Raw genomic sequence first — 26,232 nt, 5'->3', positions numbered from 1 at the left:
GGAGGCTCGAAGAAACTCCCCTAGGAAATGGTGTTCTGGGTGGAGGGATTTCAAATTCCACTTAAACTGATTTAGTAAATTTTTCTTGATAACGGTGTTTTGGGTGGAGGAATTTCAAATTCAATTTAAATAGCTTTCGTAAGGATTTAAAATAAAAAAAGCATCAGACAGAATCGTCCAATGCTTCATAAAGAGTTGCGTAATCAATAATACCGTATTGAATAATAGTGTCTTCATACACAATCACCGGAATCATGATCATGTATTTTTCATGCGCTTCATCATCTTGTTCAATATCGATTTCGGTAATCTCCAACGGAATATCTTCAGCGACTAGGTCAAGCATAGCTCTCCCTTCGACACATAATGGACATTGCTTGCGAGTGTAGAGTGTCACTTTCTTTACCATCCCCGACCCGCACCGCCTCCGCCTGAGCTTCCTCCGCCAAAGCCTCCGAAGCCGCCACCGAGACCACCGCCGGAAGATTTGCCGCCTCCCATGCCAGGACCAAAGATGAATGGACCGCCTCCTCGACCGCCTCGGCCGCGCGGACCTCCTCCGCCACTACCATTGTTACTGAATATCGTCACGATAATGTAGAAAATGACGACCAGCATGATAATGGTAAAGGGTGAGATGCCCCCTTCGTTGCTGGAAGGACGAGCTGGTGCTACTTGCTCACCTGTGTACTCGTATTCTGCTGCAACTTCTTGGTAAAGCATTTCGTAAGTAGATTGGACAGCTCCTGGAACATCGCCTGCTTCTAGGAATGGTAATGTGTATTCATCTAAGATGCGTCCGATCTTTCCGTCCGGAAGACGACCTTCAAGTCCCTGGCCAACACCAATATAAACAGCTCGGTCGCCAGCTTTATTAGGATCCATCTCTAATAAGAAAACTAGTCCATTGTTTTGATCTGCACTACCAATACCCCACTCGCGAATCAACTCGACAGCGTAACTATTTTCATCTTGTCCTTCGAGTGACTCGACAGTGACTACGACAATCTGTGCTCCAGTGCCTTGGTCAAGGTCAAGCCCAAGACTTTCAATATGTTGTTCTACATCTTCTGGAATGACATTGTAAAAGTCATGTACATAAGATTCTCCTGGTAGAGGTTCTGGAACATCTGCAAACACAGTAGTAGGAAGAAATACTAGAAGTAAAGTAAATATTACTAGAAATAGCTTGCGAATCATTCGCCATCACTTCCAAAGTCGACCTCTGGAGCTTCCTCAGCACCATCTTCTGCTTCAAAGTATTCACGCTCATCAAATCCAAAAATTCCTGCCATTAAGGCCCCTGGCATACGATTTACTTTGCGGTTGTGTAAGGACACAGATTCATTGTAATCCTGACGAGCAACTGATAAGCGATTTTCAGTGCCAGCTAGTTCATCCATCAGTTGACGGAAGTTGGCATCAGATTTTAAATCTGGATAATTTTCAACGATCACTAATAAGCGAGATAACGCGCCACCAAGTTCGCTGTCTGCTTCCGCCTGTTCTGTCGGTGAATCTGCACCAGCAAGTCGAGCGCGAGCATCTGCGATTTCTGTTAAGATTTCACGTTCTTGTTCAGCAAAACCTTTCACGGTTTCTACTAAGTTTGGAATTAAATCAACACGACGTTGTAATTGTGTCTCTACTTGAGCATACGATTGGTTTACGTTTTCGTTAGAGTCGACGAACCCGTTGTAGCTCGGAATAAGAAGTGCTGCGATAAGTACGATGATACCAACTACTATTAGAATGGGCACGAGCATTTTTTTCATGGACATCCACCTTTCTTTATCTAGTTTACTTTCCCCTATTTTCTAGAGAAATGAAACCTACTCTTTTTATACGAACGAGCCGTCGATTTGTTTCAAAAGTTCATGGGATGAAACGAGGATTTGTTGGACATATCCGGGTTTTCTTAGGATGAAAAGAGGATTTATCGGACATATCGCAATTTTAATGAGACGAAGTCATTTTATGGAAACTAATTCCTCCCCGCCTCGTCCACCCCATAAAAAAACACCGCACTAGGCGGTGTTCCAAATTTAAGATTAGTCTTTTTTCTTTTCGCTGCGGTCGATAATGTGATCCACAAGACCGTATTCTTTCGCGCGTTCTGCCGTCATGAAGTTATCACGGTCTGTATCTTTAGCGATTACGTCGATTGGCTGACCTGTACGCTCAGATAAGATTTGGTTTAACTTTTCACGTAGGAACAAGATGCGTTTTGCTGCGATTTCGATTTCCGTTGCTTGTCCTTGTGCGCCACCAAGTGGTTGGTGAATCATGACTTCAGCATTTGGAAGAGAGTAACGCTTGCCTTTAGTACCTGCAGCTAATAGGAATGATCCCATTGAAGCAGCCATACCGATACAAACTGTTTGCACGTCTGGCTTGATGAATTGCATAACGTCATAGATCGCCATACCAGCCGTGATGCTTCCGCCTGGGCTGTTGATGTAGATAGAGATGTCTTTCTCTGGATCTTCAGCTTCTAGGAAAAGGAGCTGAGCAACGATTGAGTTAGCTACGTTGTCATCAATAGCACTTCCTAGTAGGATGATGCGGTCTTTCAGAAGACGTGAATAAATATCGTAGGCACGCTCGCCACGGTTTGTCTGTTCAATAACTGTTGGAATTAAGTTCATTGTTCATTCCTCCGATTTTTAGTATTAGGTTATGTGAAACCTGCTGGTTGTATGTTTATGATACACATGAAGGTCAAGAAAGGTCAAATTTGTTGCATTGTTTTTTTGACTGTTGTTTTTTGAATACTTGAAAGCTATAATAATAAAGTCGCTTGCCCCCGTAGTTTAATGGATATGACGTAAGATTCCGGTTCTTGAGATGGGAGTTCGATTCTCTCCGGGGGCGTATCACCATCTGTCAGCTTTTGCTGGTAGGTGGTTTTGTTTTTGTCAAAAAAAGCATCCGTTTTTTCGGATGCTTTTTGTTTATTGTTCAGTTATGAATTTAGAAAGTGTGTCGATTGCTGCTTCTTGGTCAGAGCCATCTGCATACAAGACTACTTCTTCCCCGCGGCCTACTGCTAGGCTCATGATACCCATAATACTTTTAGCATTTACTTTTTTACCGTCTTTTTCTAAGAAAATATCACTCGCAAAGCGGTTCGCCTCTTGAACAAACAGAGCCGCCTGACGCGCTTGCAATCCATTCGATAATCCTACATCCATCGTTTTTTCCATCGCAACCAAATCCTCTCTGTCAAATCATTTCGCCTCTGCGCAATGCTTCAGCAATCTCATCTAGTTTTCGCAGTCGATGATTGACACCTGACTTGCTGACTGTGCCCGTTGAAACCATGTCACCTAATTCTTTCAACGTTACATCTTGGTACTCCACACGAAGACGAGCAATTTCCCGAAGCTTCTCAGGTAACTGATCAAGACCGATAGCGTTTTCAATATAGCGAATGTTATCGACCTGCCTTAGTGCTGCACCAATCGTTTTATTTAAATTTGCCGTCTCGCAATTGACTAAGCGATTTACACTATTGCGCATATCACGAATGATACGGACATCTTCAAATTTTAAAAGGGCCTGGTGGGCGCCGACTAAACTTAAAAAGTCAGCAATTTTCTCTGCTTCCTTTAAGTATGCCACAAATCCTTTTTTACGTTCAATGGTTTTCGCATTTAACTCATAGCTATTCATTAATTGGACAAGCGCATCACTATGTTCTTTGTACAATGTATAAATTTCTAAGTGGTAGGAAGAGGTTTCCGGATTATTGACCGAGCCACCCGCCAAAAAGGCTCCACGTAAGTAAGAACGCTTGCAACACTCGTTTGAAATCAGGTCTTGATGGATCTCATTTGAGAATTCATAGCCTTCATTCATAATGCGAAGGTCCGACAAAATTTCCCGTGTGCCTTCACGAATACGTGTAATGTAGACGTTGTTCTTTTTTAATTTCATCTTTTTTCGAACTAGAAGTTCTACTTTAATCGCGTAGACTCTTTTGAGTAGCGTATAGATGCGCCGAGCAATGGCCGCATTTTCCGTTTGAATGTCGAGACTTAAATTCTTGTTACTGAATCCCAGTGTCCCGTTCATGCGGATGATGGCGGCAAGCTCAGCCCGTGCACAGCAGGCGTCTACTTCGGTCTGCGTCATCTCTTTTTTTGTTTCCGATGCGAACGACATTTACATTCCCCCCTTTTCCGGAAGTTGTCATTTCACTTTTTATAATTTAGCGCTTCATAGACAAGCCATAGCGCTACTTTCTCAGCATTGTGCCGAACACTACCTTCTTGTACCATGGCGATGTCTCGTTGGACCACATCAATACCGAGAGATTGAATCTTATCTGCATCCACTATAACGGGTGCTGCATGCTCTTCTGAATATGAACTCACGACTCTATCGGGTAGGTCAATATCAGAGGCGAGCACGACATCGATCAATCCTGGACCTGTGTGGTTCAAGATGGCCTGCAAATGGTGAGAAGCCTTGTATTTTTCAGTTTCTCCTGCCTGCGTCATCAAATTGCACATGTAGACGCGAAGTGCTGAAGACTGACGAATTTCATGTTGAATTTCTGTCACTAGCAAGTTAGGCAAGATGCTTGTGTAGAGAGATCCTGGTCCTATAACAATCAAGTCTGCTTTTCGGACGGCCTGCACAGCTTCAGGTAGTGGCTTAACATCTTCTGGCGTAATCATCACGCTGCGAATTGGTTTATCTACAAGTGGAATTTTGGACTCTCCTGTCACAATGCTTCCATCTTCATAGACAGCGTGTAAAGTGACCACTTGGTTGGCTGCCGGTAAAACTTTGCCGTTAATATTTAAAACGCGACTCATCTCGCTCACCGCGTAGCCAAAATCTCCCGTAATATCCGTGAGAGCGGCTAACATCAAATTCCCAAGCGAGTGACCTTCTAAATCTTTCGAGTGGTTAAAACGATATTGGAACATCGCTTCTACCATAGGTTCTACATCTGAAAGAGCTGCGATTACATTGCGGACATCTCCAGGAGGAGGAATATCGTAATCTTCTCGCAGTCTGCCAGAGCTTCCTCCATCATCTGCAACTGTAACAATTGCCGTAATATCTACAGGTAATTTTTTCAGGCCTCGCAAAAGCGTAGAAAGGCCTGTTCCGCCGCCGATAACGACGACTTTTATACGTTCAGTTTGCTTCGGCAACGAATGGCCCTCCTATCTATCATTTCACGTCTCGGTGCTTGATAACCGTTGGTGCATCTTTTTTGAGGTAGTCGCCAAAGTATTCTGCAAGCGTCACAGAGCGGTGTTGTCCACCTGTGCATCCAAATGCAATAACTAATTGGCTTTTTCCTTCACGTTTATAATGCGGAATCATAAACTCAAATAAATCGGTCAGTTTTTCGACAAGCTTTTTTGTCTCTGACCATTTCATCACATAACTCGAAACTTCATGGTCACGTCCTGACATTGGACGTAATTCTTCAATATAGAATGGATTCGGAAGAAAACGGACATCGAATACTAGATCGGCATCGATCGGCATGCCGTGCTTGAACCCAAATGACATGACGTTGATGATAAATGGTGTATGTTGGTCACCAGAAAAAATCTGTTCGATTTGTTCGCGAAGTTGCTTTGGTTTTAAGCTAGAGGTATCAATGATATGTTGCGCACGACCTTTTAACTCTTCGAGCATCAATCGTTCTTTACTGATCCCTTCGAGTGGTAACCCCAATTTTGCTAGAGGGTGTGAACGACGAGATTCTTTATAGCGACTTACTAATGTTTGATTGTCTGCTTCTAAAAACAAGATTCGGGGACTGATGTTTCGGCTTTCTTGCAAGTGGTTGAGCGTTTTGGAAATCGGGCCAAAGACTTCACCACCGCGAACGTCCATTACTAATGCTATTTTTTGCAATTGTTTATCAGAATCGACAAGTAGATCTACAAAAGTTGCGAGTAAATCGGGCGGAAGATTGTCGATGCAGTAATACCCCATATCTTCAAAACTTTGAATAGCAACTGATTTACCTGCTCCTGACATTCCAGTGATGATGACGATATCTGTTGTAGGGTTTGATGTTTCTTGAATCATGTGGGGTTCACCTCCTGAGATGTCTGTAAACGGTGTTCCAGCAATTCAAATTCTTCTGTGTAGATGAATGTGCCATATTGGATACCCGGTTGATGGACCGCAAAAAGGAGATTCATCCGGTCACCTTCTGCCATTGGAAGGGTCTGGAGTGCTTCAATCGGCTGCCATTCTAAAATACCTTCATGATTTTCTTTCAGTGGTGTACCTTCTATGTCATATGCCACTAACGTTGATAATAACCATTCAGAGAGAACTTCCTCTCCACGTTTTATCACCATAGTATAAAGGCCTTTCATATGAGGTTGTACTGGCACGGTTGCGGTTTCTTCAGTGAATTCACGAATACCCGCTTCGTAAACAGATTCACCAAAATCCGTTTTGCCGCCTGGAGCGACATACCAGTTGCGTCGAGGTTTTTTTAGTAGAAGGACCTTGCCGTCTTTCACGACTAATAGGTTTACAATACGTTGCATCGGTTCTCTCCATATTTCTATAATATCTTCTTAGTATACTATAATTTCGTAAGTCTACATAAAAAAAGAGGCTGCCTCCTCGACTTATAAAGCGAGAAAACAGCCTATCAAATGAAAACCTATATAAAAAGGGGGTCAATTTATAGTTCTAACTATACACGACCATTGTTGCATTCTGATTACATGAATGTTAAGAAATGATTAAGAAAGTTGATCTTCTAACTTTTCAAGGTAATGTTGAGCAGATTGCGCTGCGATTGACCCATCACCAGTTGCCGTAACAATTTGGCGAAGCATCTTTTCACGCACATCTCCTGCTGCAAAAATCCCAGGAACTTTTGTTTGCATCTTGTCATCTGTCACGATATAGCCGTCGCTATTAAGAATACCTAGATTCTCAAAAGGCTTCGTCAACGGCAGCATGCCGATGTAAATAAAAATACCATCTGCTTTGAATTCTACTTCTTCAGCACTCTCTGTAGAGACAAGTGTCACACTTCCGACTTTGCCGTTTGTATCGTTGATTTCTTTTACAGTTGTGTTCCAGATAAAATCTACTTTGTCGTTGGCAAACGCTCGGTCTTGAAGAATTTTTTGAGCGCGTAATTTGTCACGACGGTGCACGATTGTAACTTTGTCAGCAAAACGCGTTAAGAACACGCCTTCTTCTATAGCTGAATCTCCACCGCCGACTACGACTAGTTCTTTTCCTTTAAAGAAAGCCCCGTCACAGACTGCACAGTAACTAACTCCACGTCCACCTAGCTCTGTCTCACCAGGGATGCCCATCTTTTTGTATTCTGCTCCTGAAGAAATGATGACCGCTTTGGCACGGTACTCTTTCCCGCCCGCTTTGACAAGCTTTGTATCGCCTTCATCAATAATAGACTCTACGTCTCCATATGCATACTGAGCACCAAATTTTTTGGCGTGATCAAACATTTTTGTCGAAAGTTCTGGGCCGAGGATGGTCTCAAAACCAGGGTAGTTTTCTACTTCTTCCGTGTTGGCCATTTGGCCGCCTGGAATGCCGCGCTCAAGCATCAAAGTAGTTAAGTTAGCACGCGATGTATAAACAGCCGCTGTCATCCCTGCAGGACCAGCGCCGATAATAATAACGTCATACTGATTAATTGTTTCTGACATTGTTGTTCCTCCTAAGCAAATCAATTCTCACTTAAATCTAGCGGATTTGACACAAGCATTCAACATATCTGCCCATTACGCATCAAAGAAAGGGAAAAACGCCATAAGTTCATTGACATATTTCGTGAGTGTGGGCACGGATACTTCGTAATGCTCGGCAAATTGTTTTTTAGTTGCATCTTTGGAGCGTGACGATGCATACATATAAGCTGTTGCAGCTGCCAAGGCCTTTGTATTCTTAAAGGAATAGCCCTGCTGCAGACCTCTTTCCATCATCACGAACCACATTTCATACATGTAGGCATGTTGATACGTCAGGGGGCTATGGTGTTGATAGAATAAATCCGCCACTTTCATCGCTTGTACAAATGATTTTTCAACAGGCACTTTCATAGAGAACTCATGATTTAAGGAGTAGCCGACTATCAACTTTTCAAAAGCAGAAAGTTCGGCAACATCAATTAACTTTGGGTGAGCTACTAGATCATGCAAATGAACAGACTTGCCCATCATATAAAGAGCCACAGCTCGCGAAGGAGCCGAATCACTTTGTAGTTTGTCCACTAAGAAATCTTTGTCATTTTCAAGACCTGATAGCTCTTCTTCCTCTCGAAGCTTCCAAGGTTCAAATCCATCTTTTGTAGGGTCTAATCGGATAAGCTCTAGCCAAGCTTGATGCGCTCTGTCTTTTTTGCCTGAGAAGAAAGCAGAATGTGCTAGCCAGAAATAAAAGCTTGGGTCTTCGCCAAACCCCATTTTTTGCAACTGTCGCAAGATGCGGTAACCTTCTTCATGTTTCCCTAGTAAAGCAAAAGTTGCGCCAAGTTTGAAGCGTTGATCAATGGCTATAGGTTTGATCTTTACTAAAACAGCTGTGACTTCATTTAATTCTTCATGTGCTTCTTTGTAGTGAGCCAGCACTGCCAAGTTGCAGAGGGCATGTAAGTTGCCTTGGTCACTTCGTAGCACTTCATGAAGAAGAGCCGTAGCTTGTTCTTCTTCTCCAATGTAAAAATAAGCGAGCGCAAGATTATTAAACGCTGGCCAAAATGTATCATTTTCAGCAACAATGGTTTCTAATAAGGCAACCGCTTCTTCAAAGCGACCGCGCTCCATCATCTTACGTGCCTTTTCTTGCATAAATACCACATCCGAAGATGGTGCACCTTCTGCAAATTCCCCGCCGCCATCATACTCTGTAAAATCAAGGATTTCCATGGCTTCTTCCAAGTAAGGTCCATCTGAATCAATTTCAAGGTATTTCGTGGCATAACGATTTGCCTCGGCAAACATGCCAAGGTGTGCGTGGATTTCAGCTAAAAAAAACACAATTTCAGAATCACTCGGATCCATTGTATGTGCCGTATAAAGAAGTTCTTGGGCTTCGTCGAATTGTTCTGCTTCCATCAGTAAGATACCATACTGCATGAGAATCAAAGGATCTTCTGGGCTGAGCTCGACAGCTCGTTTCAAATATTTTTGAGCTCTCGTAAACTGTTCTTTTTTCAGTTCACCAAGAGCTTTTTCATAATAATATTCGCCAGTAGGAATAAAAGTAACTACGTTTCCAGTTTTAGCTTTGCGTGATTTTTTCAAGAGTGTCCTCCAGTAAACGGGTCGTTTTCATCATGAAAGAACAGGAACGCGTGTAACACGTTCCTGTCTCGATTGTTCTTCAGTATACCACATTTTGGTTTGGTTTTCGCTCACAAAAAACTGTCTACTTTTCGGCACGCGTTTTTAGAATCTGGAGGACGTCTGAAAACGGAACCTGTTGGTTTTCTAGCATCACTAATAAATGATAGATCAAATCAGCAGCTTCCATCGAAAGCTCTTGTGCATCATTGTTCTTCGCAGCGATTACTACTTCCGTCGCTTCTTCGCCAATTTTCTTACCAATTTTATCGACACCTTTTTCAAACAGGTACGTCGTATAAGCGCCTTCTGGTCGAGATACATAACGCTCTTTAATGACTTTTTCTAAAGAACTGATGGCTTCGACAGTCGCCTTTTGTTCTCCCGTCACAAGTGGTTCATGGAAACAACTTTCTGCTCCTGTATGGCAGGCTGGACCGTTTGGAATGACAGAGACTAAAAGCGCGTCTTGATCGCAATCAGCAGTAATGGATACAACTTGTTGTGTATTGCCAGAAGTTGCCCCTTTGTGCCACAACTCTTGACGGCTTCTGCTATAAAGCCACGTTTCCTTTGTTTCGAGAGTCTTGTTGTAGGACTCCTCATTCATATAAGCAAGTGTCAAAACTTTTTTTGAGTTAGCATCTTGCAGAATAACTGGCACTAGTCCATTTTCATCAAAACGAATTGTCATTTCAACACTTCCTTTGCTTGAGCCACTGTAAAGCGTTCGCTATAGATGGCTTTGCCGACGATCACGCCAGCAATCGTAGAATTTTTAGCAGCTTCTTTCACTTGTTGCATATCTTCAAGCGAGCTGATCCCACCTGATACGATGACGTTTAGTCCTGTAGCATCCGCAAGTTCTTTGGTAGCAACCAGATTGGGACCTTCAAGTGTTCCGTCCATTGCGATATCTGTGAAAACAATATGTTTCGCTCCTGCTTTCGCGAAGCGCTTCCCTACTTCTACTGCGGTAAGCTCAGAGGTTTCTAACCAGCCGTGTGTCGCCACAAACCCATCTTTTGCATCGAGCCCTAAAACAATGCGGTCACCACCGAATGTTGCAAGCATTTGTTCCACAAGCTCAGGTTGTTTAACAGCAAGGCTCCCAATAATCACGCGATCGATTCCTTGCTTTAAATAAAAAGCGGCATCTTCCATCGAGCGAATACCGCCACCAATTTGGACAGATACGCCTAGTTGTTGTTTAATTTTCACCACATAGTCTGCATGGGGTTTCGTGCCATCTTTTGCTCCATCCAGGTCGACTAAATGAATCCAATCTGCTCCTTGATCTGCAAAAGATTTTGCCATATCAAATGGAGAATCGCCGTATACGGTTTGTTGGTTGTAGTCCCCTTGATAAAGACGTACACATTTGCCGTCTTTCATATCAATTGCCGGGTAAAGTTGTACCATCGCTAATTTCCTCCTTAAGATAGGGAACCTTTTGTCGAAGGCACACCTGTGACGCGTGGGTCGATTTGTGTTGCTTCGTCAAGTGCACGCGCAAGACCTTTAAATATAGCTTCAATCATATGATGCGTATTATGACCGTAGTGCACGATTACATGAACATTCATGCGCGATTCGAGGGCAAATTTCCACAAAAACTCATGGACAAGCTCGACATCAAACGTACCTACTTTTTCTTTAGGAAACTCTGCTCGGAATTCCAAGTGCGGTCGGTTCGAAACATCCACGACAACTTGTGCGAGCGCATCGTCCATTGGAATAAACGCACTTCCATAACGCTTGATTCCTTTTTTATCCCCTAGCGCTTCTAAGACAACTTGCCCAAGGACAATTCCTACATCCTCGGTTGTATGGTGATCATCAATGTGCGTATCCCCTTTTGCAGAGAGTTTGCCATCAAATAGTCCGTGGCGCACAAACAAGTCCAGCATGTGATCCAAAAACGGGACGCCTGTATCAACAGAAGCTTGACCAGTTCCATCTAAGCTTAATTCAACATTCACGTACGTTTCACTTGTTTTACGTTCCTTTTTTGCATAGCGTTGTGTCATTTAGATATCCTCCCGCTCTTTTCGTATCTCCACAGCTCTTGCATGGCCTTCTAACTGTTCCATGCGTGCCAGTCGTGCCACTTTTGGATAGTGTTGTTGCCATAATTCTTTCGTGTAATAGACAACACTCGTCTTCTTTTGAAAATCTTCAACACTTAGACCACTTGAGAAACGTGCTGTACTATTTGTCGGCAGCACATGATTGGTACCTGCAAAATAATCACCAATCGGTTCGGAAGAATAACGTCCAAGGAAAATGGCACCTGCGTGTCGAATATTTTCGCTTACTTGTTCCGCGTCGCGCGTCATGATTTCTAGATGTTCGGGTGCTAATTGATTCACAGCCTCTACCGCTTGTTCCATAGATTCTGTAAGGTAGATTGCTCCGTAGTTTTCAATAGAAGCTCGCGCAATTGCTTCTCTTGGCAGTGATTGCAGTTGCTTTTCAACTTCTTGTTGGACTTCTTGCGCAAGGTGTTCACTTGTGGTGATTAAAATCGAACAGGCTAGAACATCATGTTCTGCTTGTGCCAATAAATCAGCTGCAATATCTTGTGCAAAGGCCGTATCGTCTGCTAACACCGCCACTTCGCTTGGACCTGCAATACTATCAATCGACACCGTTCCAAAAACTTCTCGCTTAGCAAGCGCTACAAAACGATTGCCTGGACCCGTAATTTTATCGACTTTCGGTATGGATTCTGTCCCATAGGCTAATGCCGCAATGGCTTGGGCACCGCCAACTTTATAAATTTCATCGACACCTGCAATCGCTGCTGCTGTTAATACGCCAATAGGAATCGAACCATCTTGGTTGGGAGGTGTCGTTATCACTAACTTTTTAACTCCGGCCACTTTTGCTGGAATGGCATTCATCAAGACGGACGAAGGATAGGCCGCTGTTCCACCGGGTACATAAAGTCCCGCCACATCCATAGGTAAGAAGCGATATGCCAGATACCCTTCCTGTTCTAGCGGCAATACTAGATCTTCTCGAAGCTGGAGCTCATGAAAACGTCGAATGTTAGCTGCCGCCTCTTCCAAATCTTGCTTCAGTTGAGGTTGAATGGCTTGTAACGCATTGTCAATCTCTTGCTGAGAAACGCGCAGTTCCGTAAGTGTTGCTCCGTCCCACTTCTCGGTGAATTCACGCAGTGCCACGTCTCCGTCTTGTCTGACTCGACGAATGATTTCTTGGACGACTTGTTGGTCCTGTTCCGTCCCTTGTTCTACAGAACGTTGAATCGATAAGGATGGAGTCCAATTTACTAATTTCATCATACATCTTCCTCCACGGCTTTACGCAGACGACTCGCCATTTCGCGTATACGCTGTTGTTTGACACGATAACTTACAGGGTTTGCGATTAAACGTGATGTGATGTCGGTAATTTTTTCATACTCGACCAACCCATTTTCTTTTAATGTTCGTCCAGTCGACACAATATCTACGATTCGGTCAGCCAGCCCAATCATTGGAGCTAACTCGATGGATCCGTTTAATTCGATAATCTCCACCTGTTCTCCTTTTTCTTTGTAAAAGGACGTGGCAATTGTAGGATATTTGGTAGCGACACGCGGTGCTACATCGTTCATTTTTGTATTAGGAAGTCCGGCAGTCGCCATATAGCAGTAACTAATTCGCAGGTCGACAAGTTCCATCACGCTTCTTTGTTGTTCGAGAAGAACGTCTTTTCCGGCTACGCCAAGATCCGCTACACCATGTTCGACATAAACTGGCACATCCATTGGCTTTGCCAGAATGAAACGCAACTGTTCCTGAGGAACGTCGACAATTAGCTTACGGGAATCATCCATTTCGACAGGGAGCTGATAACCTGCTGCCGTCAATAATTCAAGCGCTTCTTCAAAAATACGTCCTTTCGGCATGGCAATTGTCAAAAAGTCCATCAGCTTGCTCCTTTCGTTGTGTCCGTGATCCGGTCAAAATTTTGTTCAAATAGGTCGGGTTCTTTTACGGACGCCTTCCATTGCAACGTCACTAACTCGCCTTGTGCACGAAATTCCTCTGCAAGTGTTAGGGATTTGCTGTACGATGCGTCGTCCATATAAATCAGGTGCCTTGTTTTTGTCTCTGTTCTTGCTGGTAAAATCTCAAGTAAATGGTCCATACGAATACTGAAGCCCGTTGCGCCAACTGCTGGTCCGAATTGTTGCAGCAATTCATCATAACGTCCACCATTTCCTAGTGGAAAACCACTTCCCTCACCATATACTTCAAATACCATTCCGGTGTAGTAGTGCATATGACTGACCACAAGTGGGTCTACTTGGAAACAGGTGCGTAGTTCAGGCAACTGTTCTAAAGATGCTACAACTGACATGAACTGCTCTGTTTCCTCAGTTTTTAAAGATGGGAATTGGCTTAGTAATTCTTGTAAACTTGCACCACTATTGGCTAGTTGGAAAAATGAATAAAATTCACTGGAAGCAGCATAATCTGCTGCCCAACGATCAATTCCTACAAAGTTTTTTTCGACTAAAAATGCACGAACTTGATGTTGAGCTGCTTGATTGTCAATTAAACTATCAATAGCTCGGTTGATTAATCCCGCATGTCCGACTGTAATCGTGAAATTTGGCAAACCAAGTTCACGTAATAAGCCTGCAGCTAGGCGTAAAATCTCGGCATCTGCCATAGCACTAGTATCCCCAAGAAGTTCAAGGCCTAATTGCTCGAACTCTGCAGGACGGCCGCCTTCGCGTTGTTGCGAACGAAAGACAGTAGAACTATAAGCAAGTCGCAAAGGGTTTTTTTCAGTAAGTAACTTCGCCGCTGCCACGCGAGCTATTGGAGTGGTTAAATCAGGACGCAACACTAACATTTCTCCTTGATTATCCACTAATTTAAATAATGAAGCTTCATCTAACGAGCTGATTTTTCCGATTGTTTCAAAATACTCCAAAGATGGCGTTTGAATAAACTCATAGCCATTCTTCGTCATGTAATGCATAGCCGTTGTGCGCAGCTCATGTTGTTGCGCGTAAAGTTTCGGGAGAGTATCTCTCATACCGAGTGGTTTTTCAAATGGTCGTATCGTCGACATACAGATCGCCTCACTTTAAATACTTTATCCTGCTAGAGTAGTAGAGAATTGAATTATTAATTTAGTTTACGGTATGCAGTTCTATTCGTCAACCTTGCCGTCTTCTCCTGCATAATAAAAGCCCGGCACTGCTGTGCCGGACTTAGTGTCGTATAATTTGCATCGGATTTCCTCCGACAAATGCTCCTGCAGGTACATCTTTGTGAACAAGTGTTGCTGCTGAAACAATAGCGCCATCGCCAATAGTGACACCTGGCAAAATAGTTGTGTTTGCACCGATTAGTACATTATCCCCTATAATGACATCGCCTAATCGGTATTCTTCTATTAAGTATTCGTGCGCTAAAATTGTCGTGTTGTAACCAATCACTGAATTTCTTCCTACTTTTATCTTTTCAGGGAACATAACATCCACCATCACCATCAACGCAAACGCGGTTTGTTCACCCACTTGCATCTTTAAAAAGGTGCGATACAACCAACTTTTGAATTTTAGGGATGGTGAATAGCGAGCCAACTGAATGACAATAAAGTTTTTCATAACTTTCGTAAGTGGAACAGTTTTATAGATTTGCCACAGTGAATTGCTTTCGGTTACGGGGAATCGTTGTGTGTTTCTCATTGTTCCTTACCTTCAACAATCGTTACGATTTCATCGATCGCATGAATCGAGTACATCGGCTCAAATGCAAGCAGATAATCTAGTCCTTTTAATGACCAAGCCACGGCTACCGAAGCGACTCCAGCTGCCCGCGCTGCCATAATATCATGAAAATTATCCCCGACCATCAGAGCAGATTCTGGTGTAGCGTCTAATTTTTCTAGAGCCAAACGCACGGGCTCAGGGTCTGGTTTGGCATTTTGGACATCATCTAACCCTATGACAGCACTAAAATACTGTCGTAAATTCATTAGTTCTAATGCTCTCTCGATCATTTCATTACGCTTTGTTGAGACGATAGCTAACTTGATTCCCATCTGATGCAGTTGTTGAATTGTCTCGACGACTCCAGGAAACGCTTCTACCATGGCATCATGGTTGGCGATATTCCATTCTCGGTACGAAGCTATTAATTGCTCTACTTGAGTTGAATCCACTTGCTGAAACGTTTCATAAAGCGGTGGTCCTAAGAAAGGCAAGATAGTTTCACGAGAATATTTCCCAGGAAATCTTTCATCTAAAACGGTTTGAAAGGATTGGATAATCAATTCATTTGTATCGATTAATGTGCCATCTAAATCAAAAAGAACGGTTTGATACTGTGTCATCCTTGTTGGGTCACCTCTTTCTGTTGATTACGTTCGGCTCGTCTCCACGCATAAGCAACGGCAATTGTTAAAACAAATGCAGTCAGTAAACGAATGAGTAGTAGCGGCAGTATAGGGATTCCCAGCGGTATAAAGATCAACGTATCTTCTACTATCGCGTGACAGGCTACGAGAAAGATGAAGACCAAAGTGGCATCTTTTTTACTCACGCCATCTTCCTGCACAGCTTGAATCATAACGCCTGCACCGTAGGCTAACCCAATTACTAAGCCTGCTACTAGTGTTGATGCTGCATTTGGCTGTACACCAAGGACACGTGTCAACGGCCCCATACGATCACTCAATTTGGCCATGTACCCTTTTTCTCGTAGAAACTGGATGGCAATCATTAGTGGAATGACAATCAAAGCAAGTTGCAGCACTCCTAAAGAGGCTTTTTGTACGGCTAACCAAACAATTTCGCCCCATCCTTCAGGTGTTGCTTGAGCAGCTTGTATGACACCATACTCAGCAATCTCGCCTCCACCTTTCCATAGCCAATTAATGAGAATAGCTGATACAAGCGCTAACCCAAAACGAACTACGAGTACAACCCATAATTTCACACCAACGCGCAAAGCTACCCCTGTCTCGATAAAGAGGTTATGTGAAAACGACAACATGACTGCAAGAATAAACACTTCTTTCACAGTCATTTCTAAAGATAAAATCCCTGCAATACCTGCATAGAGATTGAGCGCATTGCCGAGCACTAATGGTATCGCGGCTTCACCAGGCAACCCAATAAGCTGCATTAGTGGCGCTATTGCATTCGTCACCCACGGCAGGACCGGAGTAAACTGTAAAATAGTTAATAGTAGTGTGATTGGAAAGATAATCTTCCCGAGTGTCCAAGCGGTCTTCAAACCAGCTTGTGTTCCACGTTTCCAGATCCCCACGTGCAATGCCTTCTTTCTTAATCTTGGTAGCGTACTTTCACTTTAAGCACAAAGCGACGGTAAACAAAGATCACAACTGCCACAACAATCGTCACAAGAGAGATGACCTGAGCAGTACGTAAATCGCCAATTAAATACAAACTATCTGTGCGCAAACCTTCTATAAAGAAGCGGCCCACAGAATACCATGTCAAATAGAACAAGAACATTTCACCGCGAAGTAAATTCACTTTGCGTAAAAGAATTAAAATGACGACACCTGTCAAATTCCAGATAGATTCGTATAAAAATGTCGGATGGTAGTACTTTCCGTTAATATTCATTTGTTCAATGATCCAATTAGGAATGAATAGATTTTCTAAGAAACTGCGTGTTACCTCGCCACCATGGGCTTCTTGGTTAATAAAATTGCCCCAGCGACCAACAGTTTGGCCGATTAAAATACTTGGTGCCGTAATATCCGTGATTTTCAAGAACGAGTCTTTTCGTCTACGGGTGAAGAAATAAGCCGTTAAGAAGGATGCAATTAGCGCACCGTGAATCGCAATGCCGCCCTCCCATATTTTAAATGCATCAAGCGGTCGATCCGCGTAGTTTTCCCACGTAAAGATGACGTAATAGATTCGTGCCCCAATAATGGCCAGTGGTATTGCCCACAGCAATAAATCCGTTAAATATTCTTCATGAAATCCACGTTTCACCATTTCTCTTTGTGCCACGATAAACGCCAGTACAATACCTAAAGCGATGATTACACCGTACCAACGAACCGTTAATGGCCCGAGTTGAAAAGCAACTGGGTCAATGGCTAGTAATACACTATCCCACATTTAAAATTCCTGCTTTCTATTTGGAGTTGATGACTGAATCTAATCGATTTGCAAAGTCTTCTGCTGCGTTCATGCCCATCTTCTTTAATCGATGGTTCATAGAGGCTACCTCAATGATGACCGCTAAGTTTCTACCAGGTCTTACTGGAACAGTCAGTTTGGTAATTTCAGAATCGATGATAGGCATTGTTTCTTCTTCGATACCCAGACGGTCATAATTCTTGGCACCGTCCCAAAGCTCTAACTCAATGACAAGTGTGATTCTCTTTTGACTACGAATCGCTGATGCTCCAAAAAGTGTCATGATATCAATGATACCAAGCCCACGAATTTCAAGGAGATGCTCGATCAACTTTGGTGCTGATCCAATCAACACCCCTTCACCTTCTTGTCGAATTTCCACACAATCATCCGCTACTAAGCGATGTCCGCGTTTTACCAGTTCAAGTGCCGTTTCACTTTTACCTACACCCGATTTCCCGATAATCAAGACACCTACACCATGAATGTCCACCAATACTCCGTGCACCGCAGTCGTTGGAGCCAGTTCACGCTCTAAAAAATTTGTTAATTGACTATAAAATCGAGTGGTAGGAATATGTGTCGAAAACACTGGAACCGATTTTTCGTTAGATGCGGCAATCAGCTCTTCCGGAACATCATGACTATGCGCAACCACAATTGCTGGAGTATCTGGAGCACAAAGTTTCAGCATGCGCTGTTGTTTTTCATTGGGTTCTAATAACTCGAAAAAAGACAACTCTGTCTTTCCTAATAACTGCACCCTTGAAGATGGATAGTGTGTAAAATAACCTGCCATTTCAAGTCCTGGTCGAGAAATATCAATAATGGAAATGTGTCGACCAATCCCCTCTTCACCACTGACTAGTGTTAATGGGAATTGTGCAAGTAAGTCTTTCGCTGTGACGTGGGCCATTGTGTTCCCCCTTTCCAAAACATATCTCCTATTGTAGCATGCTTTTTATGACGAATTGTATCCTTCCGGCCTGCTTTTCTCTATTTATTCTGAAAAGGAGGAGATTCTATGTTGATCCTGTTAGACCCTGGTCATGGACCTTTTACTGCCGGCAAGAGGTCACCGGATGGCCGATTACGCGAGTACCACGTGAATGCTGCCATTGCAAAGTTTGTGAAAGAGGCACTTTGCGGTGTCGCAGATTGCCAACTGACAACGACTGGCGAAAAAGATGTACCGCTTTGGGAGCGTTCACAGCTCGCCAATCACTTAAAAGCGGATCTATTTGTTTCTATTCACGCTAATGCTTATGGTTCGAATTGGAATGCGGTGTCCGGAATCGAGACTTATGTAGCACCGAGAGCTAGCAAGCAGTCGCACATCGTGGCAAAAGCTGTTCAAGCTCAGTTGGTGAAATCTACAGGACGGTTGGATCGCGGTGTGAAAACGGGCAACTTTCATGTTCTGACTCGCACAAAAATGCCCGCTATTTTGGTCGAGGTTGGGTTCATGACGAATCGAGTCGAATGTGATTTGTTGTTATCAGAGGAATATCAGAGGAAGTGTGCTATGGCGATTGTTGCTGCGATTTGTGCGACTCTTTGACTGGTGAATTGAATTTGTATGCTGATGCATCCGAAGTTTGCTGTTAAGTTCAAATTTACAACGAAAAGGACTGGGCCAAGAACTTCTTCTAATCCTGATGCATCTTCCGAAACTTGTTTTCTAGTTCAAATTTAGAACGAAAAGGACTGGGCCAGCTCTAATCGAGCGGGCCCAGCGCGAATCTTCTTAGTTCGAGCTTACACAAGTTTCTCCAGTTGAATCAGAATAGCTGAAGTTCTTTTTTGTAGGAAGTGGTGACTTGCAATGTCTTTGAGTCGGCTCTGCCTCTACTTATTCAGCGTTTTTCACATTATGCTCCATTTAAACTAGTCAGATGATCGCTGCGCTAACGCGAGGCTCTATTAGGCAACGGTTCAAACACAATTTAGGTCAGCGAGGTTGCTGCACATTGCTTTTTAACTCAAATTCTTTATTACCTTAAGCCCTTACTAGTAAGATCTTGACCATTTAAAGTGGTTTAATCTGACTGAGCGAATAGTGCAGCTGTCTTTTCGCTCATCAGGATTTTTCGCGGGCACTGAACTGGTTTACTCGGGCACTGAATCAGTTTATGCGGGCATTAAACTTTTTTCCGCCTTTATCACAACCCTTTCCCCGCTCATCCCAGATTTAACGCCACTGATTCCATCAATTTGAAATCCCGGAAGCCAGGATGCCATTTCCCAGGCCAACTGAGTTTCACCGAGACCCGGCAACGCAGCCGAAAGCGTTCTTCTTTCGGCTGACGTGGGGAGGCTCGAAGAAACTCCCCTAGGAAATGGCGTTCTGGGTGGAGGGATTTCAAATTCACTAAACCAATGTTCTGAATTAAGATCTTTCACAAATAGAACAGAAAAAAGCCTTACTGGAAAACTGCAGTTGCAGTCCCAGTAAGGCTTTTTGTAGATTAACGATTTTCAGGATCATGCGAATGATTAGAATCAAACGCATTGTTTAGTGCTTCCGTTGTAGACGTCTCTTCGGTTGTTGTAGTAGATGTAGACGTTGTCGTCGCATCTTCTACAGTTGTATAACGCACAACTACTGTTCCTGTTTTCGCTTCACCTGACACATATAGTGGCGCTTGGTCATCTTCGATTGCTTTAGTGAAAGTGACTTTTTTCATCATGAACTGCTCAGATTGATTACTTTGAGTAACATCTGCCAGTTGCACGTCTAAGTGGCCAAGTTGTGTAGAAGCTTCGCCTTTTAAAGGCACGTGACGCGGCACGTACAGTTCTACGTTTCCAGAAAGTGCAGAACCTTCGAGTTTGCGAGGGGTAGAGTGTTTAGTCGTCAACACAAGGTTGCCGTTAACAGCTGTGCCTTCAAGGTCTCGAATTTTGCCTTCCACGTAAATGCGACCGTTCACTGTTTCTACATCAACAGCTTCTCCGTTCACATCTTTTAATTGAACAGTACCGTTTACAGTCTCAATATCGACTTCTTCGATTTCCATGTGATGAAGAGAAACTTTACCATTCGTTGTTTTAATCTTGATATGTTTAGCATCAAATGATCCTGCTGTAAGATCTCCATTAAAGAGACGTACAGTTAATTGATCATACTGTTGCTTTGGAATTTTCAATGTCATATGGACAGCGATTGTTTTCATATCACTGAATGCTCGTAAGCGACCGTCGTCTTCCTTGAAAACAAAATCAGAGTGTAGCTTTTGACGAAGTTCTTCCTCCGGCATTTGACGATATGACTTCACAGTCACGTCAGCTGTCACTTCATTTGTTTCTGTAGAGTAGATTTCCACTTTTCCGTTTGCAATATCTACAGTTAAAGAACGTAGATTTTCAGGGTGAAGTGTGTAGCTGTCTTTAATTGTAACAGCTTCGCCAAATGGATTTTCAAAATCAAACTGACGAATTTTATCGACCGTTCCTTGCATCATTTGCATCACGCGCTCTCCCACTACTGTGAAGTCACGCTTTGCTTCTTCGATGAAATCACGATTGCGGTTCGAATCTTTTGAAAAAGTTGGCTCTTCTTTAAATTGCGTATGTGTCTGTTCTTGTTGTTTGGATAGAGCGTCCAGCAGTCCCATTGCCTCTTGTGCAGTAATTTGTCCGTGTTCCAGCATATCTAATATACGTTTACGTTCATCTTGCATGATGTGGCCTCCTCTTTCTACTGGTATTCTTTCTTCCTACAGTATCTCATACGTCTGACAAACAAAAAAGTTTCAGCCCTTGGACTTATTTTGCTTTGACTGCCTTCTTCACAGATGCTTCCATGCGGGCTTTGTCACGTTCTAATACTGGTTTTAAATAACGCCCTGTATAAGATTCTGGCACTTCACAGATCTCTTCCGGTGTACCTGTCGCCACAAGAGTTCCCCCTTTGTCGCCACCTTCAGGCCCTAAGTCGATCATATAATCAGCAGTTTTGATGACATCTAAGTTGTGCTCGATTACGAGGACACTTTCCCCATTTTCCACTAAGCGCTCTAACACCACTAACAAGCGTGCGATATCATCGACATGCAGTCCAGTTGTTGGTTCATCCAAAATATAAAAGCTTTTCCCAGTCGATCGTTTGTGCAATTCACTAGCCAATTTTACACGTTGCGCTTCTCCACCTGACAATGTGGTAGCAGGTTGACCGAGCGTCATATAACCCAAACCAACATCGACAATGGTTTGCAGCTTGCGATGAATTTTAGGGTGGTTCTCGAAGAATACAACTGCGTCTTCAATGGTCATCTCTAAAATGTTAGAAATGTTCTTGCCTTTGTATTTCACTTCTAATGTTTCACGATTGTATCGTTTCCCGTGGCACACTTCACAAGGTACATAAACGTCTGGAAGGAAGTGCATCTCAATTTTGAGAATGCCATCGCCTCGGCAAGCCTCACAGCGTCCACCTTTGACATTAAAACTAAAACGTCCTTTTTTGTAGCCACGAACCTTTGCTTCATTGGTTGCTGCAAAAACATCGCGAATATCGTCAAAAACGCCTGTGTAGGTTGCTGGATTTGAACGTGGTGTACGTCCAATCGGTGATTGGTCGATATCAATGATTTTTTCTAGCTGTTCAATTCCTGTGACACCTTTGCTTGCGCCAGGTTTTGTTTTCGCACGATTGATTTTCTGCGCTAACGACTTATAAAGAATTTCATTAATCAGTGTGCTTTTTCCGGACCCTGAGACACCCGTCACTGCTGTAAAGAGCCCTAGTGGAATATCCACCGTGACACCTTTTAAATTATTTTCTGTTGCTTCTGTAATAGTTAATTTGCGACCATCTGGTTTTCTACGTTCAGTAGGGACGGGAATAAATTTCTTCCCGCTTAAATAATGCCCTGTTAAAGAAGCTTTGTTTTTCATCACTTGTTTAGGCGTTCCTGCAGCAACAATTTCCCCACCATGAACACCGGCACCAGGTCCGATATCAATGAGGTAGTCAGCTGCCATCATAGTATCTTCATCGTGCTCTACAACGATTAGTGTATTACCGATATCGCGCATGCTTTGGAGAGTCCCAATTAAGCGATCATTGTCCCGTTGGTGAAGACCAATGGATGGCTCATCCAAAATATACAGCACACCTGTGAGACGCGAACCAATCTGAGTGGCTAGTCGAATCCGTTGCGCTTCGCCGCCGGATAGCGTTCCTGCTGCTCGGCTGAGCGTTAAATAATCGAGTCCTACATTGATTAAAAATCCAAGTCTTTCTTCTATTTCACGCAAGATCAAACGGGCAATCTGCATATCTTTTTCTGAAAGTGCGAGTGAATCGAAAAAGGCTTGTGCTTCTTCAATTGAAAACTCACTCACTTCACCGATATGAATGTTTTGCACTTTGACAGCACGTGACTCTTCTTTCAATCGGTAACCATTACAAGTTGGACAGGCATGTTCGGCCATGTACTTTTCCATTTGGTCGCGAATGTAGTCAGATGAAGTATCTTTGTAGCGACGCTCGACATTGGCAAGTACACCTTCAAAATAAATGAGATTATCGCGCACTTGGCCAAATTCATTCGTGTAGCGGAAACGTAACTTTTCTTTGCCAGAGCCGTTCATAATTTTATCCCATTGATCTTTAGGTAAATCTTTGACAGGCTTCTTCATAGAAATTTTGTAGTGTTTTGAAACTGCTTCTAGCAATTTTGGATAGTAGTTTGAGCTGGTTGGCTGCCAAGCTACTATCGCTCCATCTGCTAATGACAAGGAACCGTCTGGAACGACAAGCTCTGGATCTACTTCTAACTTCATTCCTAAGCCGTCACAATCTGGGCAAGCGCCGAACGGACTGTTGAACGAGAACATACGTGGTTCAAGTTCACCAATTGAAAATCCGCAATAAGGGCAGGCATGGTGTTCTGAGAACAGTAGCTCTTCTTCTCCTACTACATCAATGATGACATTGCCTTCTGCTAAACGAAGAGCAGCCTCTAATGAATCACTTAAGCGAGGTTCGACGCCTTCTTTTATCACGATACGGTCAATAACGACCGCAATCGTATGTTTTTTATTTTTTTCGAGTTCGATATTGTCATCTAAATCAATTAAGTCCTCATTTACACGGACGCGAACATAGCCTTGCTTTCGCAAGTCTTCAAACAGCTTGACATGAGTCCCTTTTCTACCAGAAACGACAGGTGCCAATACTTGAAGCTTTGTACGCTCTGGGTATTCCATAATACGGTCCACCATTTGCTCAATCGTTTGAGAGGTAATTTCGATACCGTGATTTGGACAGACTGGTTTTCCTACGCGGGCATACAAAAGTCGTAAATAGTCATTGATTTCTGTAACCGTCCCCACTGTTGATCGGGGGTTCCGACTAGTTGTTTTTTGGTCAATTGAAATAGCTGGAGATAATCCTTCAATTGTATCGACGTCGGGCTTGTCCATTTGTCCTAAAAATTGACGGGCATAGGCGGAAAGTGATTCTACATAACGTCTTTGCCCCTCTGCATAAATCGTATCAAAAGCTAACGATGATTTCCCGGAACCTGATAAACCTGTCATCACAACAAGTTTATCGCGTGGAATCGTCAAGCTGACATTTTTCAAGTTGTGGGCTCTTGCCCCTTCAATTCGGATTTCTTGATGCTTCATTTAGCTTCCTCCCTCTAATTTCAATTCGAGAAGTGCATCCCGAAGCTCTGCTGCACGTTCGAAATTAAGTGCGCGTGCGGCATCTTTCATTTCTTTCTCGATACTCGTGATTAATGTCTCGCGCTCATCTTTAGACAGCTTCTTCCCAGAAATCAGCTTCTTCGCATAGCTCTCTGGTTCTTCAGCCGTCTGTGTGGCACGAATGGACTCACGCACTTTTTTAGCGATTGTCGTTGGCGTAATACCATGCTTTTCGTTATATGCCATCTGAATAGTTCGTCTACGCGTGGTCTCATCGATTGCTTTTTGCATAGAGTCCGTCATTTTGTCCGCGTACAAATACACTTCACCGTTTGAGTTACGAGCAGCACGTCCGATGGTTTGAATCAATGAACGTTCTGAACGGAGGAAGCCTTCCTTGTCTGCATCTAAAATAGCAACAAGAGATACTTCTGGAATATCAAGACCCTCTCGCAACAGGTTAATTCCAATCAATACATCGTAAGTTCCTAAACGAAGCTCCCGAATAATTTCAATTCGTTCAAGCGTTTTAATTTCCGAATGTAGATACTGAACCTTAATTTGCAGCTCTTTTAAATATTCTGCTAGATCTTCCGACATTTTCTTCGTCAATGTTGTGATAAGCACTCGTTCATTACGTTCTGCGCGAAGGTTGATTTCATGTATCAAATCATCAATTTGACCCGTGATCGGACGAATCGTAATGACAGGATCCAATAAACCGGTTGGTCGAATAATTTGCTCGACCATTTCAGGTGTGTGTTCCAATTCATACGGCCCAGGTGTTGCCGATACATAAATCGCTTGATGGATACGCTCTTCAAATTCCGCAAATTTTAAAGGGCGATTGTCCAAGGCAGAAGGCAGACGGAATCCGTGTTCAACCAATACGGATTTACGCGCTTGGTCACCGTTGTACATGCCGCGAACTTGCGGCAGAGAAACGTGACTTTCATCTACTACCAATAAGAAATCATCTGGGAAGTAATCCAGTAACGTATAAGGTGTGGCTCCTGGTTCACGCAGCGTCAAATGACGAGAGTAATTTTCAATTCCTGAACAGAAACCCATCTCTCGCATCATTTCTAGATCATAGTTTGTTCGCTGCTCTAAACGCTGTGCTTCGAGTAACCGGTCTTCTGCACGAAGTACCGTTAGTCGCTCTTCTAACTCACGCTCGATATTGCCAATCGCCACTTGCATCTTCTCTTCTCTAGTTACGAAGTGAGATGCAGGGAAAATAGCAACATGGTCACGTTCGGCAACGATTTCTCCAGTAAGTGCATCAACTTCTCGAATGCGATCAATTTCATCTCCAAAGAATTCGACCCGAATACATTTCTCGTCACGGGAAGCTGGGAAGATTTCTACAACGTCTCCGCGAACTCGGAATGTTCCTCGTATAAAATTAATGTCATTGCGCTCATACTGCACATCAACTAAGCGACGCAAAAGCTGGTTACGGTCGATTTCCATTCCCGTGCGTAATGAGACCACCATTTCTTTGTATTCTTCTGGATTCCCTAAACCGTAAATACAGGATACAGAGGCAATGATGATGACATCTTGTCGTTCAAACAAAGAAGAAGTAGCAGAGTGACGTAATTTATCAATTTCATCATTGATGCTCGAGTCCTTCTCAATGTAGGTATCTGTTTGAGGAACGTAAGCCTCTGGTTGATAGTAGTCGTAATAGCTGACAAAATATTCGACAGCATTGTTTGGGAAAAATTCTTTGAATTCACTGTAAAGCTGACCTGCTAATGTCTTGTTATGAGCCATGACAAGTGTCGGTCGATTAATCTCTTTGATTACATTTGAAACTGTGAATGTTTTCCCTGTCCCAGTAGCTCCAAGTAATGTTTGGTGACGCTTTCCTTCTTTCACTCCTGCAATCAATTCTTGAATCGCTGAAATTTGATCACCTGCAGGTTCATAAGGTGCTTGTAAATCAAAAAGGACCTCTTCCGCCATTTGACACACTTCCTTCTATAGTAAAGTCATTCATTTTGAGTTTAGTTTTATCATACCCTTTTTTAAAAAGGTTAAAAACGAACGTATGTTTTTATAGTAGACTTTCTCTTGGGATTTCGCAAT

Annotated in this window: 26 protein-coding genes and 1 tRNA gene; 2 read left to right on the top strand and 25 right to left on the bottom strand. The window is 43.1% G+C overall.

Going from position 1 to position 26,232, the window contains the following annotated elements; translation table 11 throughout:
- Nucleotides 1–163: 163 nt before the first annotated feature.
- The 4 genes from MKY84_RS06060 to clpP form a co-directional block, all read right to left on the bottom strand.
- Complete coding sequence (locus MKY84_RS06060) at nt 164–409, bottom strand: glutaredoxin family protein (RefSeq protein ID WP_342528499.1); 246 nt, start codon at nt 407–409, stop codon at nt 164–166.
- Nucleotides 403–1,200 (bottom strand): TPM domain-containing protein, encoded by a 798-nt coding sequence (locus MKY84_RS06055; protein WP_342528498.1) that lies wholly within the window; start codon nt 1,198–1,200, stop codon nt 403–405. Before MKY84_RS06055 ends, MKY84_RS06060 begins: the two co-directional genes overlap by 7 nt.
- Nucleotides 1,197–1,775, bottom strand: coding sequence for a LemA family protein (locus MKY84_RS06050; protein ID WP_342528497.1), 579 nt, complete (start codon nt 1,773–1,775; stop codon nt 1,197–1,199). Before MKY84_RS06050 ends, MKY84_RS06055 begins: the two co-directional genes overlap by 4 nt.
- Before the next feature lie 276 nt (nt 1,776–2,051).
- Nucleotides 2,052–2,648, bottom strand: a complete 597-nt coding sequence (gene clpP, locus MKY84_RS06045) for an ATP-dependent Clp endopeptidase proteolytic subunit ClpP (protein ID WP_342528495.1) — start codon at nt 2,646–2,648, stop codon at nt 2,052–2,054.
- A gap of 154 nt (nt 2,649–2,802) precedes the next feature.
- Between clpP and MKY84_RS06040 the strand changes: the two genes are divergently transcribed.
- Nucleotides 2,803–2,874, top strand: a tRNA-Arg gene (locus MKY84_RS06040).
- An 80-nt stretch (nt 2,875–2,954) separates the two neighbouring features.
- Here the strand turns inward: MKY84_RS06040 and MKY84_RS06035 are convergent.
- The 18 genes from MKY84_RS06035 to hprK all read right to left on the bottom strand — a co-directional run bounded on the left by MKY84_RS06035 (nt 2,955) and on the right by hprK (nt 18,391).
- Nucleotides 2,955–3,206 (bottom strand): HPr family phosphocarrier protein, encoded by a 252-nt coding sequence (locus MKY84_RS06035; RefSeq protein WP_342528494.1) that lies wholly within the window; start codon nt 3,204–3,206, stop codon nt 2,955–2,957.
- Nucleotides 3,207–3,225: 19 nt separating this feature from the next.
- Nucleotides 3,226–4,167 carry a DNA-binding protein WhiA gene (whiA, locus tag MKY84_RS06030; protein WP_342528492.1) on the bottom strand — a complete coding sequence of 314 codons (942 nt, stop codon included), beginning with the start codon at nt 4,165–4,167 and terminating at the stop codon, nt 3,226–3,228.
- 32 nt (nt 4,168–4,199) lie between these two features.
- A complete protein-coding gene (locus tag MKY84_RS06025; protein WP_342528490.1) occupies nt 4,200–5,171 on the bottom strand; it encodes a YvcK family protein in 972 nt (323 codons plus the stop codon).
- 19 nt (nt 5,172–5,190) lie between these two features.
- The gene (gene rapZ, locus MKY84_RS06020; protein ID WP_342528489.1) at nt 5,191–6,066 is read right to left on the bottom strand and encodes an RNase adapter RapZ; all 876 of its coding nucleotides are present in this window, start codon (nt 6,064–6,066) and stop codon (nt 5,191–5,193) included.
- Entirely contained in the window at nt 6,063–6,539 is a 477-nt protein-coding gene (locus MKY84_RS06015; RefSeq protein WP_342528488.1) for an NUDIX domain-containing protein, read from the bottom strand. The genes rapZ and MKY84_RS06015 overlap by 4 nt, the downstream gene beginning before the upstream one ends.
- A 201-nt stretch (nt 6,540–6,740) precedes the next feature.
- Nucleotides 6,741–7,685, bottom strand: a complete 945-nt coding sequence (gene trxB / locus MKY84_RS06010; RefSeq protein WP_342528486.1) for a thioredoxin-disulfide reductase — start codon at nt 7,683–7,685, stop codon at nt 6,741–6,743.
- 75 nt (nt 7,686–7,760) lie between these two features.
- On the bottom strand, nt 7,761–9,281 hold the full coding sequence (locus tag MKY84_RS06005) for a tetratricopeptide repeat protein (RefSeq protein WP_342528484.1): 1,521 nt from the start codon (nt 9,279–9,281) through the stop codon (nt 7,761–7,763).
- Nucleotides 9,282–9,405: 124 nt separating this feature from the next.
- The gene (gene hisIE / locus MKY84_RS06000; RefSeq protein ID WP_342528483.1) at nt 9,406–10,014 is read right to left on the bottom strand and encodes a bifunctional phosphoribosyl-AMP cyclohydrolase/phosphoribosyl-ATP diphosphatase HisIE; all 609 of its coding nucleotides are present in this window, start codon (nt 10,012–10,014) and stop codon (nt 9,406–9,408) included.
- Nucleotides 10,011–10,742: a 1-(5-phosphoribosyl)-5-[(5-phosphoribosylamino)methylideneamino]imidazole-4-carboxamide isomerase gene (gene hisA, locus MKY84_RS05995; protein ID WP_342528482.1), complete on the bottom strand. Its 732-nt coding sequence runs from the start codon at nt 10,740–10,742 to the stop codon at nt 10,011–10,013. The genes hisIE and hisA overlap by 4 nt, the downstream gene beginning before the upstream one ends.
- Nucleotides 10,743–10,756: 14 nt before the next feature.
- Entirely contained in the window at nt 10,757–11,350 is a 594-nt protein-coding gene (gene hisB, locus MKY84_RS05990) for an imidazoleglycerol-phosphate dehydratase HisB (protein ID WP_342528481.1), read from the bottom strand.
- Nucleotides 11,351–12,628, bottom strand: coding sequence for a histidinol dehydrogenase (gene hisD / locus MKY84_RS05985; protein WP_342528856.1), 1,278 nt, complete (start codon nt 12,626–12,628; stop codon nt 11,351–11,353).
- Nucleotides 12,628–13,260 carry an ATP phosphoribosyltransferase gene (gene hisG / locus MKY84_RS05980; RefSeq protein WP_342528479.1) on the bottom strand — a complete coding sequence of 211 codons (633 nt, stop codon included), beginning with the start codon at nt 13,258–13,260 and terminating at the stop codon, nt 12,628–12,630. The genes hisD and hisG overlap by 1 nt, the downstream gene beginning before the upstream one ends.
- Complete coding sequence (locus MKY84_RS05975) at nt 13,260–14,417, bottom strand: ATP phosphoribosyltransferase regulatory subunit (RefSeq protein ID WP_342528477.1); 1,158 nt, start codon at nt 14,415–14,417, stop codon at nt 13,260–13,262. The genes hisG and MKY84_RS05975 overlap by 1 nt, the downstream gene beginning before the upstream one ends.
- 142 nt (nt 14,418–14,559) lie before the next feature.
- Nucleotides 14,560–15,039, bottom strand: a complete 480-nt coding sequence (locus tag MKY84_RS05970; protein WP_342528476.1) for an acyltransferase — start codon at nt 15,037–15,039, stop codon at nt 14,560–14,562.
- Complete coding sequence (ppaX, locus tag MKY84_RS05965; protein ID WP_342528474.1) at nt 15,036–15,686, bottom strand: pyrophosphatase PpaX; 651 nt, start codon at nt 15,684–15,686, stop codon at nt 15,036–15,038. The genes MKY84_RS05970 and ppaX overlap by 4 nt, the downstream gene beginning before the upstream one ends.
- On the bottom strand, nt 15,683–16,624 hold the full coding sequence (locus MKY84_RS05960) for a nucleoside recognition domain-containing protein (protein ID WP_342528473.1): 942 nt from the start codon (nt 16,622–16,624) through the stop codon (nt 15,683–15,685). The genes ppaX and MKY84_RS05960 overlap by 4 nt, the downstream gene beginning before the upstream one ends.
- 17 nt (nt 16,625–16,641) lie before the next feature.
- Complete coding sequence (gene lgt / locus MKY84_RS05955) at nt 16,642–17,454, bottom strand: prolipoprotein diacylglyceryl transferase (protein ID WP_342528471.1); 813 nt, start codon at nt 17,452–17,454, stop codon at nt 16,642–16,644.
- 16 nt (nt 17,455–17,470) lie between these two features.
- Entirely contained in the window at nt 17,471–18,391 is a 921-nt protein-coding gene (hprK, locus tag MKY84_RS05950; RefSeq protein WP_342528470.1) for an HPr(Ser) kinase/phosphatase, read from the bottom strand.
- Between the two features lie 108 nt (nt 18,392–18,499).
- Between hprK and MKY84_RS05945 the strand changes: the two genes are divergently transcribed.
- Entirely contained in the window at nt 18,500–19,036 is a 537-nt protein-coding gene (locus tag MKY84_RS05945; RefSeq protein ID WP_342528468.1) for an N-acetylmuramoyl-L-alanine amidase, read from the top strand.
- A gap of 907 nt (nt 19,037–19,943) precedes the next feature.
- On the opposite strand, the gene MKY84_RS05940 is transcribed toward MKY84_RS05945, so the two are convergent.
- The 3 genes from MKY84_RS05940 to uvrB form a co-directional block, all read right to left on the bottom strand.
- Nucleotides 19,944–21,158, bottom strand: coding sequence for a DUF4097 family beta strand repeat-containing protein (locus MKY84_RS05940; RefSeq protein WP_342528466.1), 1,215 nt, complete (start codon nt 21,156–21,158; stop codon nt 19,944–19,946).
- 85 nt (nt 21,159–21,243) lie between these two features.
- Complete coding sequence (gene uvrA, locus MKY84_RS05935) at nt 21,244–24,114, bottom strand: excinuclease ABC subunit UvrA (protein WP_342528465.1); 2,871 nt, start codon at nt 24,112–24,114, stop codon at nt 21,244–21,246.
- On the bottom strand, nt 24,115–26,109 hold the full coding sequence (uvrB, locus tag MKY84_RS05930) for an excinuclease ABC subunit UvrB (protein WP_342528464.1): 1,995 nt from the start codon (nt 26,107–26,109) through the stop codon (nt 24,115–24,117).
- Nucleotides 26,110–26,232 lie beyond the last annotated feature (123 nt).

This window comes from Chryseomicrobium sp. FSL W7-1435 (assembly GCF_038595005.1).
Taxonomy (GTDB): domain Bacteria; phylum Bacillota; class Bacilli; order Bacillales_A; family Planococcaceae; genus Chryseomicrobium.
The sequence above is the reverse complement of the archived record's forward strand: the minus strand, read 5'-3'. Positions and strand labels throughout refer to the sequence as shown.

Coding starts and splice junctions, on each gene's coding strand:
- MKY84_RS06060 (WP_342528499.1), bottom strand. CDS start 409: ATGGTAAAGAAAGTGACACTCTACACTCGCAAGCAATGTCCATTATGT.
- MKY84_RS06055 (WP_342528498.1), bottom strand. CDS start 1,200: ATGATTCGCAAGCTATTTCTAGTAATATTTACTTTACTTCTAGTATTT.
- MKY84_RS06050 (WP_342528497.1), bottom strand. CDS start 1,775: ATGAAAAAAATGCTCGTGCCCATTCTAATAGTAGTTGGTATCATCGTA.
- clpP (WP_342528495.1), bottom strand. CDS start 2,648: ATGAACTTAATTCCAACAGTTATTGAACAGACAAACCGTGGCGAGCGT.
- MKY84_RS06035 (WP_342528494.1), bottom strand. CDS start 3,206: ATGGAAAAAACGATGGATGTAGGATTATCGAATGGATTGCAAGCGCGT.
- whiA (WP_342528492.1), bottom strand. CDS start 4,167: ATGTCGTTCGCATCGGAAACAAAAAAAGAGATGACGCAGACCGAAGTA.
- rapZ (WP_342528489.1), bottom strand. CDS start 6,066: ATGATTCAAGAAACATCAAACCCTACAACAGATATCGTCATCATCACT.
- MKY84_RS06015 (WP_342528488.1), bottom strand. CDS start 6,539: ATGCAACGTATTGTAAACCTATTAGTCGTGAAAGACGGCAAGGTCCTT.
- trxB (WP_342528486.1), bottom strand. CDS start 7,685: ATGTCAGAAACAATTAATCAGTATGACGTTATTATTATCGGCGCTGGT.
- hisIE (WP_342528483.1), bottom strand. CDS start 10,014: ATGACAATTCGTTTTGATGAAAATGGACTAGTGCCAGTTATTCTGCAA.
- hisA (WP_342528482.1), bottom strand. CDS start 10,742: ATGGTACAACTTTACCCGGCAATTGATATGAAAGACGGCAAATGTGTA.
- hisB (WP_342528481.1), bottom strand. CDS start 11,350: ATGACACAACGCTATGCAAAAAAGGAACGTAAAACAAGTGAAACGTAC.
- hisD (WP_342528856.1), bottom strand. CDS start 12,628: ATGAAATTAGTAAATTGGACTCCATCCTTATCGATTCAACGTTCTGTA.
- hisG (WP_342528479.1), bottom strand. CDS start 13,260: ATGGACTTTTTGACAATTGCCATGCCGAAAGGACGTATTTTTGAAGAA.
- MKY84_RS05975 (WP_342528477.1), bottom strand. CDS start 14,417: ATGTCGACGATACGACCATTTGAAAAACCACTCGGTATGAGAGATACT.
- MKY84_RS05970 (WP_342528476.1), bottom strand. CDS start 15,039: ATGAGAAACACACAACGATTCCCCGTAACCGAAAGCAATTCACTGTGG.
- ppaX (WP_342528474.1), bottom strand. CDS start 15,686: ATGACACAGTATCAAACCGTTCTTTTTGATTTAGATGGCACATTAATC.
- lgt (WP_342528471.1), bottom strand. CDS start 17,454: ATGTGGGATAGTGTATTACTAGCCATTGACCCAGTTGCTTTTCAACTC.
- hprK (WP_342528470.1), bottom strand. CDS start 18,391: ATGGCCCACGTCACAGCGAAAGACTTACTTGCACAATTCCCATTAACA.
- MKY84_RS05945 (WP_342528468.1), top strand. CDS start 18,500: ATGTTGATCCTGTTAGACCCTGGTCATGGACCTTTTACTGCCGGCAAG.
- MKY84_RS05940 (WP_342528466.1), bottom strand. CDS start 21,158: ATGCAAGATGAACGTAAACGTATATTAGATATGCTGGAACACGGACAA.
- uvrA (WP_342528465.1), bottom strand. CDS start 24,114: ATGAAGCATCAAGAAATCCGAATTGAAGGGGCAAGAGCCCACAACTTG.
- uvrB (WP_342528464.1), bottom strand. CDS start 26,109: ATGGCGGAAGAGGTCCTTTTTGATTTACAAGCACCTTATGAACCTGCA.